The sequence below is a fragment of the Agrobacterium leguminum genome (assembly GCF_015704895.1).
Classification (GTDB): domain Bacteria; phylum Pseudomonadota; class Alphaproteobacteria; order Rhizobiales; family Rhizobiaceae; genus Agrobacterium; species Agrobacterium leguminum.
This window is the reverse complement of the sequence record NZ_JADQWB010000006.1, coordinates 36,359-50,320: the sequence shown is the minus strand read 5'-3', so window position 1 is coordinate 50,320 and position 13,962 is coordinate 36,359. Positions and strand designations below refer to the sequence as shown.

General features: G+C 60.2%; 14 protein-coding genes. 7 read left to right on the top strand and 7 right to left on the bottom strand.

Translation table 11 applies throughout. The features are described from left to right. The first annotated feature begins 172 nt into the window (after nt 1-172). The 7 genes from I3J13_RS11150 to I3J13_RS11120 all read left to right on the top strand — a co-directional run bounded on the left by I3J13_RS11150 (nt 173) and on the right by I3J13_RS11120 (nt 5,869). Nucleotides 173-1,543 (top strand): NAD(P)/FAD-dependent oxidoreductase, encoded by a 1,371-nt coding sequence (locus I3J13_RS11150; RefSeq protein WP_196378825.1) that lies wholly within the window; start codon nt 173-175, stop codon nt 1,541-1,543. Next, nucleotides 1,540-2,358, top strand: coding sequence for a DUF1365 domain-containing protein (locus I3J13_RS11145; protein ID WP_196378824.1), 819 nt, complete (start codon nt 1,540-1,542; stop codon nt 2,356-2,358). Before I3J13_RS11150 ends, I3J13_RS11145 begins: the two co-directional genes overlap by 4 nt. Then, nucleotides 2,345-3,577 (top strand): SAM-dependent methyltransferase, encoded by a 1,233-nt coding sequence (locus tag I3J13_RS11140; protein WP_196378823.1) that lies wholly within the window; start codon nt 2,345-2,347, stop codon nt 3,575-3,577. The genes I3J13_RS11145 and I3J13_RS11140 overlap by 14 nt, the downstream gene beginning before the upstream one ends. A gap of 27 nt (nt 3,578-3,604) precedes the next feature. After that, entirely contained in the window at nt 3,605-3,982 is a 378-nt protein-coding gene (locus I3J13_RS11135) for a DUF2147 domain-containing protein (RefSeq protein ID WP_059755206.1), read from the top strand. 68 nt (nt 3,983-4,050) lie between these two features. Continuing rightward, nucleotides 4,051-4,479 (top strand): DUF2177 family protein, encoded by a 429-nt coding sequence (locus tag I3J13_RS11130; RefSeq protein ID WP_196378822.1) that lies wholly within the window; start codon nt 4,051-4,053, stop codon nt 4,477-4,479. Nucleotides 4,480-4,619: 140 nt separating this feature from the next. After that, nucleotides 4,620-5,162: a sigma-70 family RNA polymerase sigma factor gene (locus I3J13_RS11125; protein ID WP_031234430.1), complete on the top strand. Its 543-nt coding sequence runs from the start codon at nt 4,620-4,622 to the stop codon at nt 5,160-5,162. Then, nucleotides 5,159-5,869 carry an anti-sigma factor gene (locus I3J13_RS11120; protein ID WP_196378821.1) on the top strand — a complete coding sequence of 237 codons (711 nt, stop codon included), beginning with the start codon at nt 5,159-5,161 and terminating at the stop codon, nt 5,867-5,869. The genes I3J13_RS11125 and I3J13_RS11120 overlap by 4 nt, the downstream gene beginning before the upstream one ends. A gap of 70 nt (nt 5,870-5,939) precedes the next feature. Here the strand turns inward: I3J13_RS11120 and I3J13_RS11115 are convergent, their stop codons facing one another. The 7 genes from I3J13_RS11115 to I3J13_RS11085 form a co-directional block, all read right to left on the bottom strand. Next, a complete protein-coding gene (locus tag I3J13_RS11115) occupies nt 5,940-7,364 on the bottom strand; it encodes an aldehyde dehydrogenase family protein (RefSeq protein ID WP_196378820.1) in 1,425 nt (474 codons plus the stop codon). A 17-nt stretch (nt 7,365-7,381) separates the two neighbouring features. Continuing rightward, a complete protein-coding gene (locus I3J13_RS11110; protein ID WP_196378819.1) occupies nt 7,382-9,076 on the bottom strand; it encodes a GMC family oxidoreductase in 1,695 nt (564 codons plus the stop codon). After that, a complete protein-coding gene (locus tag I3J13_RS11105; RefSeq protein WP_196378818.1) occupies nt 9,073-9,870 on the bottom strand; it encodes an ABC transporter permease in 798 nt (265 codons plus the stop codon). Before I3J13_RS11105 ends, I3J13_RS11110 begins: the two co-directional genes overlap by 4 nt. Before the next feature lie 3 nt (nt 9,871-9,873). After that, complete coding sequence (locus I3J13_RS11100) at nt 9,874-10,746, bottom strand: ABC transporter permease (protein ID WP_065656712.1); 873 nt, start codon at nt 10,744-10,746, stop codon at nt 9,874-9,876. Between the two features lie 24 nt (nt 10,747-10,770). Beyond that, nucleotides 10,771-11,811 carry an ABC transporter substrate-binding protein gene (locus I3J13_RS11095; protein ID WP_196378817.1) on the bottom strand — a complete coding sequence of 347 codons (1,041 nt, stop codon included), beginning with the start codon at nt 11,809-11,811 and terminating at the stop codon, nt 10,771-10,773. A 61-nt stretch (nt 11,812-11,872) separates the two neighbouring features. Further along, a complete protein-coding gene (locus I3J13_RS11090; protein ID WP_196378816.1) occupies nt 11,873-13,177 on the bottom strand; it encodes an NAD(P)/FAD-dependent oxidoreductase in 1,305 nt (434 codons plus the stop codon). A gap of 19 nt (nt 13,178-13,196) precedes the next feature. Next, nucleotides 13,197-13,928, bottom strand: a complete 732-nt coding sequence (locus I3J13_RS11085) for an HAD-IA family hydrolase (protein ID WP_059755226.1) — start codon at nt 13,926-13,928, stop codon at nt 13,197-13,199. Nucleotides 13,929-13,962: the final 34 nt, after the last annotated feature.

Here is a 13,962-nt window from a genome sequence, read left to right as displayed (position 1 = left end):
TGAATGGTTTGAGGTCGGGTTTCGTGATGGCAAATACGAGCGGACCCGCAAAATAGTTTCAGGCGCCGGACAAAATTTCAAAAAATCGATGCGCCGGTGAAACTGATCGGGCGGCCTCCTCGTACATGTCGCAGTCCCCAAGACTGGATTGGCAGTGCTATAGCGAGGAAAAATGGTAGATACCGAAGCGAAAAAGGAACAAAGCCGCCGCATCGCCGTCGTCGGAACGGGAATTTCAGGTTTGTCAGCGGCCTGGCTTTTGTCGCAACGACACGATGTAACTGTTTTCGAAGCGGCTAACCGCATCGGAGGCCATACCAATACGGTGACGTTCAGCACGGACCATGGACAAGTCCATGTCGATACCGGATTCATTGTCTATAACGAGCAGACCTATCCCAATCTCACCGCGCTTTTCCAGCAACTGGGCGTGGCGACCGCAGCTTCGAACATGTCTTTCGCCGTTTCTCTGAATGATGGCGGTTTCGAATATTCCGGCGGAACGGGCCCTGGCCTGCTGGCCCAGAAGTCCAACATCCTGAGGCCACGTTTCTGGGCGATGCTTGCGGACCTTTTGCGCTTTTACCGCAATGCCCCACGCGACCTGCATTTGATGGGCGATCTGTCTCTCGACGAATATCTCTCCCGCAACCGGTATGGTTCAGCGTTCCGCGACGATCATCTTTACCCCATGGCTGCGGCCATCTGGTCCACGCCGGCCATGGAGGTCGGTCGTTATCCGGCGGCGCATTTCATCAAATTCTGCCGCAATCACGGCCTGCTGTTGCTGCGCAATCGGCCGGTCTGGCGCACAGTCGTCGGTGGCTCGCGCGAATATGTGAAACGCATCACGGCACCGTTTGCGGATCGAATTCTCCTCTCGACGCCGGTTAAGCGCATCCACCGCCTGCCGGACGGCGTCGAAATCACCACTGCGGACGGCAAAGCCATGCGCTTCGATGACGTGGTAATAGCAACCCATGCGGATCAGGCGCTCGACATGCTCGCGGACGCAACACGCGCCGAACGGCGCATTCTTGGCGCGTTTGGCTACACCCAAAACCGCGCCGTGCTTCACACCGACAGCCGTTTCATGCCGCGCCGCCGCGCTGCCTGGTCAAGCTGGAACTATGTGGCCGACACGCGCATTAAAACGAGCCTGCCGAGCATTACCTACTGGATGAACAGGCTTCAGCCGCTGGGCGAAATCCCGGACATTTTCGTAACGCTGAATCCGGCGCGGGAACCGGATCAAGGAAAAATCATCGCCGAGGAAACCTATCACCATCCGGTTTTTGACGCTGGCACCGAACAGATGCGTCAGGAGCTATGGGCCTTGCAGGGTCTGCGAAACACCTGGTTCTGCGGCGCTTATTTCGGATCCGGTTTTCATGAAGATGGTCTTCAGGCCGGCCTTGCCGTCGCCGAAGATCTTGGCGGCGTATCCCGTCCATGGAAGGTTGCTGACGACAACAACCGGATCATCCGCCTGGATTTGGCGACGATTGCGACAGACACGGAAATCATGGAGGCGATGGCATGACGCCTCCCCTCACCTCGGCGCTTTTTCCCGGCCATGTAACGCATGCGCGTTTCAAGCCGAAAACCCATAAGCTCGCCTACCGGATTTATTCGCTGCTCCTCGACCTCGATGAGTTGAACGTGCTCGACCGGAAATTGCGATTTTTCTCCGTAGACCGGTTCAACCTGTTCTCGTTTCACAGCAGGGACCGCGGCAACCGCAGCGCCATCGGGCTGCGCCAGCAGATCGAGGCAGCCATGACGGCGGCAGGCATGGCAGTGGACGGAGGGCCGATACGTCTGCTCACCATGCCGCGCGTACTCGGCTGGGCCTTCAACCCACTCAGTGTCTTCTTCTGCTACGGGCGCGACTTGTCGCTCAAAGCTATCCTCTGGGAGGTGGACAACACGTTTGGCGAGAGACACTCATACCTGATCCCGGTGGAAGCCGGCAAATCGACCGAGATCGTCCAGCGATGCGACAAGGCTTTTTATGTCTCTCCATTCATGGACATGGATCTCCGCTATGTTTTCCGCGTCGCCCCGCCCGGCGACAGGCTGAAAATCGTCATCGATACTTTCGACAATGACGGCCTGATCCTGACGGCGCGGCATCTGGCCCGGCGTGTCGAATTGACGGACGGTGCGCTTCTGAAAGCTTTCTTCGCAATTCCCCTCCTGACGCTCAAGGTCATTCTGGGCATTCATTGGGAGGCCCTGAAAATTTGGCTGAAAGGCGTGCAGCTCAGAAAACGGCCGCTGCCGCCTGCCGGTCCAGTCTCCTTCCATCATCCTTCATCGTCGCAAATCGAGGCCAAAATTCATGACCCCGTTTGACAATCTCACGGAATTATCGGCGAAGAATACGCGCCTGAGCGACCGCTTCAGCCCAGGCATGTGGCTCATCAACCGGCTGTTGAGCAATATCGACAGGGGACGATTACATATCATTCTTCCCGGCGGCGGCGTCATTGAAAAATCCGGCGCAACGAATGGCAGCGAGGCAATCCTTGTCCTGCATAGCTGGCGCGCGATCCGGCGGATGCTGCTGAACGGCGACATCGGCTTTGCCGAGGGTTTCATCGAAGGTGACTGGACCACACCAGATCTGACGGCGCTGATCCGCTTTGCGGCCCAAAATCGCGAGGCGTTCGCAAGGTCAATGCGCGGCAGCCTGCCGATGCGCCTTCTCAACCGCACTACGCACGGGTTGAATGCCAATACCAGACGCGGCAGCCGCCGCAATATCGAAGCGCATTATGATCTCGGCAACGAGTTTTACCGGCAGTGGCTTGATCCCTCTATGCTGTATTCGTCGGCGATTTTCGACGACATGGCGTCTACGCTCGAGGCCGCCCAACTGAAAAAACTGGAACGTATCGTCGATAAACTGAAATTGAGCGGCGGCGAAAACATATTGGAGATCGGCTGCGGCTGGGGCGCACTCGCCATTCACCTTGCCACGCAGGCCAAAGCCACCGTCACCGGCATCACTCTCTCCCCCTCCCAGTTAAAATGGGCAAAAAATGCAGCGGAAAAAGCCGACAGTACAGACCGCATCGATCTGAGGCTGCAGGATTACCGCGACTTGAACGGCCAATTCGACAGGATTGTCTCCGTCGAAATGTTCGAAGCAGTCGGCGAGGCCTATTGGCCGAGCTATTTCGAAACGCTGAAAAGATGCCTGAAACCGGGCGGCAGTGCGGTGCTGCAAATCATTTCGATTGAAGAAAGCCGCTTCGATACATATCGGCGTAAGGCGGATTTCATCCAGAAATACGTCTTTCCCGGCGGCTTTCTGCCCTCAAATGCCGCGCTCGAAAAGGCGGTCGGCAAAACCGGCCTGAAGCTCACCGATAAGGAACTTTTCGGCCAGTCCTACGCGCTCACGCTCGCCGAATGGCGCCAGCGTTTTCATGCGCGGTGGCAGACGATTTCCCTGCTCGGCTTCGATGACCGCTTTCGACGGCTTTGGGATTATTACCTTTGCTATTGCGAGGCAGGCTTTGCCGAGGGGAGCATAAACGTCGGCTTCTATACGATCGAACACAGATAAGGCGGGACCAAACTGCGGAGAGAGACAATGATGATCAACGGATTGACGGTTGCTTCCGTCCTATGGCCACTGCTGGTCGCGTCCAACGCGACGGCGGCCGATATCGACGGCAACTGGGCGCGCGGAGACGGCAAGGCGAAAGTACTGATCGCGCCCTGCGGTGAAAATATCTGTGCCACAAACACCTGGATCAAGCCGGGCACTCCGAAGGAAAAGGCCGGGGACCGGCTGATCATGGACATAAAGCAGACAGAGGCAGGCAGCTATTCCGGCACCGCTTTCGACCCCCAGCGGGATAAATCCTACAGGATAACAGTGACAATAAACGGCACCGGCATGACCACGAAAGGCTGTATCGTCGCCGGTCTGCTGTGCAAGGGCATAAACTGGACAAGGATCGACTAGCCACATCTCCACGTTGCTTCGACCCACATCGTCGCTTCCTTATCGAGGCCCTTCAAAGGAAACCACCAATGAAAACCTATTTCGCAGCCTACCTTTTTACCCTCGTCGCCTTTCTGGTGATTGATTTCATCTGGTTGAGCACGATGGCGTCACGTCTTTACCGCCCGGCCATCGGCGATCTTCTGGTAGAAAACTTCCGGCTTGCTCCGGCGGTTGTCTTTTACCTCATCTATGCCGCCGGCCTCACTTTTCTTGCAGTTCGCCCGGCCTTTCAGACGGGGGAATGGACGACCGCGCTGCTTTATGGCGCAGTGGTCGGCTTCATGGCCTATGCCACTTACGACCTGACCAATCAGGCGACGTTGAAAAGCTGGTCCACGACCCTGACCGTCGCCGATCTTCTATGGGGAACCTTCGTCTCCGCGGCAGCGGCTACAATCGGCTATCTCATCACGGTGCGGCTGATCGGCGCGCTGGAAAATCCGACGGATTTATGATGACGACATCCCTTCTTACCGGCCGCTTAAGTGCGATAACCCTGCGGCCCAGTCGTTGCCAGGTTCGCAGCATGAGCATGCATCTCTTGTCTTCCTGCGAAAGACGACCCTATAAAGGAGGCGCAGCAAGGAAGGTTCGAATGCAGGGCACAGAGATCGCAGGCCTTATCAACCGCGTCGGCATGGGTGATCGTTCAGCATTCGTCTCGCTTTATCAGGCAACCAGTCCGAAGCTTTTCGCGATCTGCCTGAAAATTCTGCGTGACAGAACGGAAGCCGAGGAGGCGCTGCAGGAAATCTATATCAAGGTATGGCAGCGGGCGCGAACATTTGCCGCCAGCGCCGGCAAACCCGCCACATGGCTTGCCGCCATTGCCCGCAACCATGCAATAGACACGATCCGCGCGCGCAAGCCCATAACCGACGACATTGAGGAAGCCTACGATCTTGCCGACGAGAGCGCCCGCGATCCTGAGCAGCAGATCGTTCTCGCCGATGAAGGCCGCAGGATCGAAGACTGCATGCGCGAGCTTGAGACCGTACACGCACAGGCGGTCCGCCGGGCCTATGTCGAGGGCTTGAGCTATCTCGAACTCGCCGAAGAATTGCGCGTGCCGCTCAACACGGTCAGAACCTGGCTGCGACGCAGTCTTCTCAAACTCAGAGAGTGCATGCAGCGATGACGACGGGCGAACAGAGCGGCGGCAAGCATTCGCGCGACGACATCCTCGCCGGTGAATATGTTCTGGGCGTCCTGCCGCTCGAAAAGCGTCGTGAACTGGAACGACGCATGCAGGACGATGAGGCCTTCGCACAGCTGGTGCAGCGTTGGGAGGCGGAATTTTCCGACTTCAATGCCGATTACCAGGAGCAGGCACCGAGCGCCACTGTTCTTGCGCGTATCGAAGAACGCCTGTTCGGCAGCAGGACCGTCAATACCAATGGCAGCCTCTGGAATTCCGCGTCCTTCTGGCGCTGGATCTCGGTTGCCACCAGCGCAGCCGCCGTGGCGGCCATCGTTTACGCCGCCTTCCCCGAAAAATGGCGGGGCGCCACCCCGCTGGTGGCCGAACTTGCAACGACCGACAGCCAGGTTAATCTCCTCGCCTCCTACGATGCGGAATCCGGACGGATGCGCATTGTGCCTGTCGCAACCGGCAAGACCGACGAAAAATCGCTGGAACTGTGGCTGGTGATGGAAGGCGGCAAGACCCGCTCGCTCGGCGTCTTCCAGCCCGGCACGAATGGCGATCTTATAATCCCCGCAGACATGCGCAACAGCATCACCGAAGGCACCACCTTCGCGATCAGTGTCGAACCTTTCGGCGGCTCGCCGACTGGTCAGGCAACCGGCCCTGTTATCGCCGTCGGCACGGCGCGATGGGGATGAAGGTCTAACGCTTCCCGATTTCGAGGCGAGTCCCGATGAACGCGTCACGATACGAGATGGGTCGTAACGGTCAGTCTCCGAAGCCGACGATGCCCTTGATTTCGGTGAACTCGTGCAGACCGAACTTGCCATATTCCCGACCGTTGCCCGACTGCTTGTAGCCGCCGAAGGGCGCGGCCCCATCCCAGGCGGAGCTGTTGAGGCGCACTATGCCGGTTCTGAGCCGTCGTGCGAAGGCACGCGCCTCCTCGGGTGCGCCCTGAATATAGGATGCCAGCCCATAGGGCGTGTCGTTGGCGATATCCGCCGCCTCGTCCTCGCTGCCATAACCGAGAATGGCAAGCACAGGCCCGAAAATCTCTTCACGCGCGATCGTCATGTCGTTCGTAACGCGCGCAAAGACTGTCGGCCGTATATAATAGCCGCTGTTCAGATGCGCTGGCCGGTCGAGCCCGCCGGCAACGAGCTCCGCCCCTTCCTCCATTCCCTTGCGGATGAGGCTCTGGATCTTGTCGAATTGCGTTTTGCTGGCAACCGGCCCGATATCCGTTTCGGCATCGCCGGGTGTACCGACACGGACCGATTCCGCCGCCGCACGGGCGATGCCAATCACCCGGTCCATTTGCTCCGCAGGGACGAGAAGACGGGTCGGCGCATTGCAGGACTGGCCGGAATTGGCAAAGCACCTGCTCACGCCGGCGCGCACGGCAGCGTCGAGGTCAGCGCTTCGGAGCACTATATTGGGCGATTTGCCGCCCAGTTCCTGATGCACGCGCTTCACCGTCGGGGCCGCCGCCTGTGCGACCGAAATGCCGGCGCGTGTCGAGCCGGTGAAGGAAACCATGTCGATATCGGGATGGCTCGCCAGCACCGTGCCCACGGTTGGGCCGTCGCCGTTGACGAGGTTGAACACGCCCTTGGGAACACCGGCTTCGTGCAGGATTTCTGCGAAAAGTATGGCGTTGAGCGGCGCGATTTCCGAGGGTTTCAGCACCATGGTGCAGCCGGTGGCGAGCGCCGGGGCCACCTTGCAGGCGATCTGGTTGATCGGCCAGTTCCACGGCGTGATCATGCCGACGACACCGATCGGCTCATGGACGATGCAGGTCGTACCCTGCATGTATTCGAACGGAAAATCACGCATGGCGCGGATCGTCTGCTCGAAATGTGCCACGCCGATACCCGCCTGCTCATCCCGCGACATTTTTCGTGGAGCGCCCATCTCATGAGAGATCACGTCGCCGATCTCGTCCTGCCGACGTTTCAATATCTCAAGAATGCGCTCAAGCAGGCCGAGGCGCTCTTCCCGCGTCGTCTGCGAAAAGGAAGCAAAGGCGCGGCGCGCGGCGGCGATGGCGCGCTCGGCATCCGCCGCCGATCCCATGGCTATCTCCGCGAAAGGCTCTTCGGTGGCGGGGTCGACGACGGATAGACGCTGGCCGCCGAGAGGATCGACCCAGGCGCCGTCGATATAGAATTTGAGATAGTTGTCCATATCCGTCTCCAATGATCTCAGCGGCCGGCCAGGATGAAGTCGGCGACCCGCTCCGCGATCATGATTGTGGGAATGTTGGTATTGGCGCAAGGGATCGACGGCATCAGCGATGCGTCGCAGACCCTCAATCCTTCCACGCCGTGCACGCGGCCCGTGGACGACGCCACCGCCATGGGATCGTCAGCCGATCCCATGCGGCACGTTCCCGACGGATGCCATGTGCCGCCCACATGGCGGCGGACGAATTCCGTCAACGCATTGTCGTCCTCAAGCAGCCCCCGCATGGTCGTGCCAAGTGTTATCGCCGAATGCACCAATGCGGGGCGCAGCGGGCCCGCCACATCCAGAAGACCCGAGAAAAGACCCCGTTGCAACGCGTTCCATGTCCCCGGTGCAGCGACCTTCGCCACCCGGGGCGAATAGCTCGATGGAAAAACAGTGCCGCTGTGCCCCGCCATGAAAGGATCGGACAGAGCCTCCGCTCCCAGCCGCAGCGCAAGCTTGAGCCGCCTCAGATCACGCTCGTCGCTCAGCATTCTGAAGTCGACCTCGGGCTCCACATGGGGGTCAAGCGAAACAAGCTTCACAAAGCCGCGCGAATAGGACTTGTTAACCCAGAAGAACAGGCTGCCCAACCGCAAACCGATGGAATGCCAGCCGGATCGCGACAGAATGGCGGCATGCATGTCACCCTGCGGCGCGCCGTCGAGACCGGACGAGAAACGCCAGATTGCCTGTTCGTGGTGTTCTCCCCTGTCACGCACCCGCATCTGCGGCGGCAGATAGGCAGCGACGGCGATCGAAGGATGCTCCATCAGATTGCGCCCGACGCCGCTGCGTCCGGCCACGACATTGCCCCCCACGGCGGCGATGTCACCGACGGGGCCGATACCGGAGCGCATCAGCAATGCGGGCGTGTGAATGGCGCCGGCCGAGACGATCACTTCCGCCGCATGGATCGTCTCCGCCGTAGCACCCGCCAATCTCGCACCCGTGGCCAGACGACCATCGAACAGGATGCGGTCCGCGACGCTTTCGGTGATGATCCTGAGATTAGAACGTTTGCGCACGTCCGGCGTCAGATAGGCAAGCGAGGTCGGCAAGCGCTCCCCGCTATCGCTGACGGCGATGGCGCCGCGAAAGACGCCGTCTTCCCAGGGTCCGTTCTGATCCGGCCTTGTCGGATAGCCGCGGCGGTCCAGCGTTTTCATGACTCGGTCGACGAAGGGTGAAATCCTGTCGTCGGATATGCGCCGGATCGTCAGCGGCCCGGTCGTGCCGTGAAGCGGGCCGAAGAAATCCCTGTCGGCTTCGATCTTCAGAAAATAGGGCAGGCAATCGTCCCAGCCCCAGCCGTCCGCCCCAAGCGCCTGCCACTCGGCATAGTCGGCCGGCGCACCCCGATTGGCCATCAGCGCATTGATCGCCGAGCCTCCGCCCAGAAGCCGCGCCTGCTCGTAGCGACGCGGTGGACGGGGCGCCGCGTTGGAACGGGCATGGCCCATCAACGCCGTGAGCTGCGACCAGATATTGCGCGTATCGAGATAGGCACGGCCGGGATAACGGCTGCGCACCTCATCCGGGATATCGTCCGCCGAAATATTGCGCCCGGCCTCGACCAGAACGACCGTCCGCAGCGGATCTGCGGAAAGGCGGGCGGCCAGGACGCAGCCCGCCGATCCGCCGCCGAGGATCAGGTGATCGACGATCATGTCGCCCGTCCCTGCGAATATTCGGTGTTGCGGGCGTTGATCGCCGCCAGCATCAGCAGGATGAACGAGATCGCCGTCAGCAGGGAGCTGATCGAGGCGATGGTCGGATCGATCTCGTCGCGCAGCGCTGTGAACATGCGCTTGGTAAGCGTCTGATATTCGCCGCCGGAAATGAACAGCGAAACCACGGTTTCATCGATGGCGGAGATGAAGGCGAAGAGCAGACCGGAAATGACGCTCGGGCGGATTTGCGGCAGGGTGACGATGAAGAAGGTCCGCCAGCGGTTCATGCCGAGGCTACGCGACACCATCTCCTGCGTGTGGTCGAACTTGCGCAGCCCGACCAGGACCGAGGTGACGACATAGGGCAGGCCCAGCATGACATTGGCGAGGATCAGCCCGGTCAGCGAGGCAAGAAGCCCGATCTGAGCGTAAACCAGGAAGACACCGACGGCGGTGATGACGATCGGCACGATCAGCGGCAGAAGCAGCAGCGCCTGCAGGCTGCGCACCAGCCGCGATTGCGTGAGGTTGAGCGCATAGGCCGCCGCAGTCCCGAGAATGGTGGCGATGACGGCGCTGGAGACGGCGACGATCAGGCTTACACGCGTTGCCTGCATCCAGGCGGCGCTGCCAAGATAAGCCTCATACCAGCGCAGCGACCAGGATGGCGGCGGGAAAGCAAGGAAGCGCGCGCCGGAAAAGGACATTGGCAGGATGATCAGGATGGGGATCATCAGCCAGGCGAGAACGAGGGCCACAAAACCGTAGAGAAGGATTTTCGACAGGCTCATGCGTCACCTCGTTCCCATGATGCGTTCGAACGGAATGATGAGGCTCGCCAGCCGGAAAACCAGAAAAACGCAGACAAGCAGGACGACGCTGATCGACGAGGCCGCGCCCCATTCGTTATAAACCTCGATGTTGCGCGAAACGAGCATGGAGACCATGTAGGTGCGCCCGCCGCCCAGCAGTTCCGGCGTGATATAAAAACCAAGGGTGAGCACGAAGACCAGCACCATGCCGGCGATCATGCCCGGCAGCGACAGCGGCAGGAAAACCCGCCAGAATACATGCATGGGTGAGCCGCCGAGGCTGGCGCCGGCCATGGTCAGTTCCGTGGGTATTTTCTTCATCGTCGCATAGAGCGGCAGCACCATGAAGGGCAGCAGGATGTGGATCGTCGCCATGACCGTGCCGAATTCGTTGTTGACCAGCCGGAGCGGCGCATCGATCAGGCCCGATCCCGTCAGCGCCGAATTGATGATACCGTTGCGCTGCAGCAGGATGAGCCAGGCATAGGCGCGCACCAGAACGGATGTCCAGAAAGGCAGCAGCACCATGGCGAGAACAAGCACGCTCCAGCGCTGGGGCAGGCCCGCCGCCACATAGGCGACGGGATAGCCGAGGAGGACGGTCATCAGCGTGACGACCGCCGCAATGCGGAAGGTCTGAAGGAAGGTCATCCAGTAGACGGAATCCGTCAGGAACCGCTGATAGTGAGCGAGCGTAAAGCCGCCATCCTGTCGGATCGACTGCCAGCCCAGCCACAGAAGCGGCAGGACCAGCAGAACGACGACGACCGCAAGGGCTGGCGCCAGCAGCATCAGCATGAGCCGTTGCTCACGCTGCTCATGCAGCGCCGACGGATTTCGTTTCGACTGTGCCATCAGTGACCCTCCACAGGCCGATGATTATTTCTGGATGAACTGCGCCCAGCGTTTTTGCGCCTCCTCACCGGCCGGCGAACTCCACCACTCATCCGACACCAGCACCTGAAGTGCGGCATTGTTCGGCGAACTCGGCATTTCGGCAGCGCGTTCCGGCGAAATCTTGCCGGTCTTGTACGCTTCAGGATTGCCTGGACCGTAATCGATATAGGCCGGGAAATTCGCCTGGATTTCAGGGGTCAGCGCCGCATTGACGAACTTGACAGCCGTTTCAAGGTTCGGCGCGCCCTTGAGAATGCAGAGTGACGTATACTGAAGGAAACCTTCATTGAACGAATAACCGATCGGCGCGCCCTCCTTCACCACCGCAGCAACGCGGCCGTTCCAGGCCATCTCCATGTCGACTTCACCATCGGCCAGAAGCTGCGCCGACTGGGCGCCGGAGGTCCACCACACCGTGACATAGGGTTTGATCTCTTCGAGCTTCTTGAAGGCTCTGTCGACATCGAGCGGATAAAGTTTGTCCACTGGCACGCCATCTGCAAGCAAAGCGGCCTCCAGTGTCGCCAGGGGATGGTTACGAAGCGCCCGCGTGCCCGGAAATTTCTTCACATCCCAGAAATCCGCCCAGCTCTTGGGCGGGTTGCCGCCGAACTTGTCCTTGTTGTAGGCAAGCACGCTCGAGTAGAATTCATAGGCGACCGAATAGGGGCTCTTGTATTCGGCCGGCATCTTTTCCGCATTGGGTATTTTGGAAAAATCGAGTTTCTCGATCATTCCCTGTTCCCCGCCGCGTATGCAATCCTTCGCCGGCGTGTCGATGACGTCCCAGACGATCTTGCCGGATGCGGACTGAGTCTTGATCACCGGCCAGGCATCGGGCGCGCTGTCCTGATTGACAGTGATGCCGAGCAGCTTGGCGACGGGATCGAGGATCGCCTTGGTCTGCGCCTCCTGATAGGCGCCGCCCTGTGAAACGAAGGTGACCTGTTCCGCCGACGCCAGGCCAGCCGAAAAGACGGCGGCGGATGCGGAAAGCACGAGCATGGAAAATCTGTATTTCATTCGTCGTTCTCCTCTTTATGGCGAGGCGCTGTCGCCCCTGTTGGCATGCGACTGTCGGGTCTTAGCGCCCGATTGCATCGAGGAACTGATACCAGCCGGCGACGAGCCGGACGGCTGGCTCCCTGATGGGATAAAAAGGCACGGGTTTGAGCGGCTCCGCGGTCAAGAGCCCGAGATCGGGGCTTTGCCCGGCAACCATGGCCGCAACGTAGCGGCCCATGTTGGAGGCCATGGCCACCCCGGTTCCATTATAGCCGACTGCATAGACGACCCGGTCGTCCAGCCGGCCCAGATGTGGAATGCTGTCCATCGTCATGGCCACGAGGCCGGACCAACGATGGGTGACAGATACGGCTGCGAGTTCTGGAAACTGCCGCACCATGGCCTTGTGCAGTGCCGCAAACGCGCTTTCGGAATCCGCCTTGCCGAAGGCGCCGCGCCCGCCATACATCACACGGTCTCCAGCCTTGCGGAACCAACGCATCATGCGCCGCGTCTCGGTATAGCTGCGTCCCTGCGACAGGAGGGAAGCACCCGGTCTGCCGGTCAGTGGCTCGGTCGCAATCATCGCGGAGCGGAAGGGAATGATGGACTTGCGGACCACCGACGTGGCCGGCGTCAGATCGGAATAGGAATTGGTGGCGATCACCACTTGGCGCGCCGAAACGACACCGTCAGGCGTTTCAAGAACGATGCTGGCGCCATCTCGCCTGAATGCCGCCACCGGCGTCTTCTCGTGGATCGCGATGCCTGCGGCACTCAATCCGGCCGCCATGCCCAAAACGAAATTCAAGGGGTGAATGACGCCGCCATGGGTATTGAGCATGCCGCCGACAAAATCGCGTGAGCCCGTCTCCGCTCCCATTTCCTCCGGAGAGAGAATGGTGCAGGCGTGGTCGCCAAGCGATCCACGCAGCCACTCGACTTCTTTTTTCAGGCCATCGAGCGACAGTTGATTGTGGGCACAGCGCAGCGAACCGGTTGGGCGATAATCGGCAGCGGCGATTGCATAATCGTCTATCAGTTCGCCGACATGATCGATGGCCTCGATACCGAGATCATGCATGCGCCGCGCCGTCTCCAGCCCGTAGCGGGCGGCGATGTCGGAGAAGGAAAGCCGGAACTTGCCCGACACCACGCCACCATTGCGGCCGCTCGCGCCCCAGCCGATCCGACTTGCCTCCAGCACCACCGGAGACAGGCCGTGGCGGGCCAGATAGCGCGCCGCGGAAAGGCCCGTATAGCCGCCGCCGATGATCGCGACATCGAACCGACGATCACCCGAGAGCCGGTCGAAGGCAGGACGGCTCGAAGCCGTCTCCTGCCAGAGGGATTTGATATCGGGAAAAGGGGGACGTGCGGCCATCGGTACGGCTCTCTCGCTTTCAGGCTGCCGTTGCCGTCTTGACGCCGGCGGCAAGCTCCGCGTCCACCGCATCGGCCAGTTGCTTGAGCGAGGAGAAGTGGAAGTCGGGCCTGGTCACCACCTTCGGAGCCGGCGTGCCGCCGAACCCCTGCTGGCCCTGGCGACGCTCGATCCAGCAGGTCGTGTAGCCAAGTTCGCGGGCCACGCCGATATCGTGATGCTGGCTCTGGGCGACATGCAGGATTTCCGACTGCTTGAAACCGAAAGCCGACTGACGCCCCTTGTTGAAGGCGAAAAACTGCGGATTGGGCTTGGCACACCCGGCCTCATCGCAGGTGACGCTGTCGTGAAATGGATTGCCAAGCGTATCGGAATAGGCGGAAAATGCCGTACGGTCGGCATTCGTCATGGCGACAAGACGGAAGTTCTTGCGCAGGCGGGCGAGCGCTTCCACGGAATCTGCGAAGGCCGGCCAGCGCAGCACGGCAAGCTGGAAGGCTTCCGCCGTGGCGTCATCATTGTTGAAACCGAGTTCGTTGGCGAGAGAAAGATAGACGTCTTTCATGGCGAAGGAAGACCGTCCATAGAACTTGTCGCGGCCGCGCTTGTACGGTTCGAAAATCTCGTCGTCGGTGGCCCTGGCCGCCTTTTCGCCGCCGAGCGCACGCACCGCATTGAGCACACCCGTTTCGAAATCGATCAAAGTGCCGACCACATCGAAGGTCATGACCTTGAATTGCGTAAGCTGCATAGTCTTTATCCTTGTTGACTGCATGGAATAGAAT

Bases quoted from the DNA above. Each gene is read 5' to 3' on its own strand.
- I3J13_RS11125 (WP_031234430.1), top strand. From the start codon at position 4,620: ATGCAGGGCACAGAGATCGCAGGCCTTATCAACCGCGTCGGCATGGGT.
- I3J13_RS11130 (WP_196378822.1), top strand. From the start codon at position 4,051: ATGAAAACCTATTTCGCAGCCTACCTTTTTACCCTCGTCGCCTTTCTG.
- I3J13_RS11105 (WP_196378818.1), bottom strand. From the start codon at position 9,870: ATGAGCCTGTCGAAAATCCTTCTCTACGGTTTTGTGGCCCTCGTTCTC.
- I3J13_RS11100 (WP_065656712.1), bottom strand. From the start codon at position 10,746: ATGGCACAGTCGAAACGAAATCCGTCGGCGCTGCATGAGCAGCGTGAG.
- I3J13_RS11085 (WP_059755226.1), bottom strand. From the start codon at position 13,928: ATGCAGCTTACGCAATTCAAGGTCATGACCTTCGATGTGGTCGGCACT.
- I3J13_RS11095 (WP_196378817.1), bottom strand. From the start codon at position 11,811: ATGAAATACAGATTTTCCATGCTCGTGCTTTCCGCATCCGCCGCCGTC.
- I3J13_RS11140 (WP_196378823.1), top strand. From the start codon at position 2,345: ATGACCCCGTTTGACAATCTCACGGAATTATCGGCGAAGAATACGCGC.
- I3J13_RS11145 (WP_196378824.1), top strand. From the start codon at position 1,540: ATGACGCCTCCCCTCACCTCGGCGCTTTTTCCCGGCCATGTAACGCAT.
- I3J13_RS11110 (WP_196378819.1), bottom strand. From the start codon at position 9,076: ATGATCGTCGATCACCTGATCCTCGGCGGCGGATCGGCGGGCTGCGTC.
- I3J13_RS11120 (WP_196378821.1), top strand. From the start codon at position 5,159: ATGACGACGGGCGAACAGAGCGGCGGCAAGCATTCGCGCGACGACATC.
- I3J13_RS11150 (WP_196378825.1), top strand. From the start codon at position 173: ATGGTAGATACCGAAGCGAAAAAGGAACAAAGCCGCCGCATCGCCGTC.
- I3J13_RS11090 (WP_196378816.1), bottom strand. From the start codon at position 13,177: ATGGCCGCACGTCCCCCTTTTCCCGATATCAAATCCCTCTGGCAGGAG.
- I3J13_RS11135 (WP_059755206.1), top strand. From the start codon at position 3,605: ATGATGATCAACGGATTGACGGTTGCTTCCGTCCTATGGCCACTGCTG.
- I3J13_RS11115 (WP_196378820.1), bottom strand. From the start codon at position 7,364: ATGGACAACTATCTCAAATTCTATATCGACGGCGCCTGGGTCGATCCT.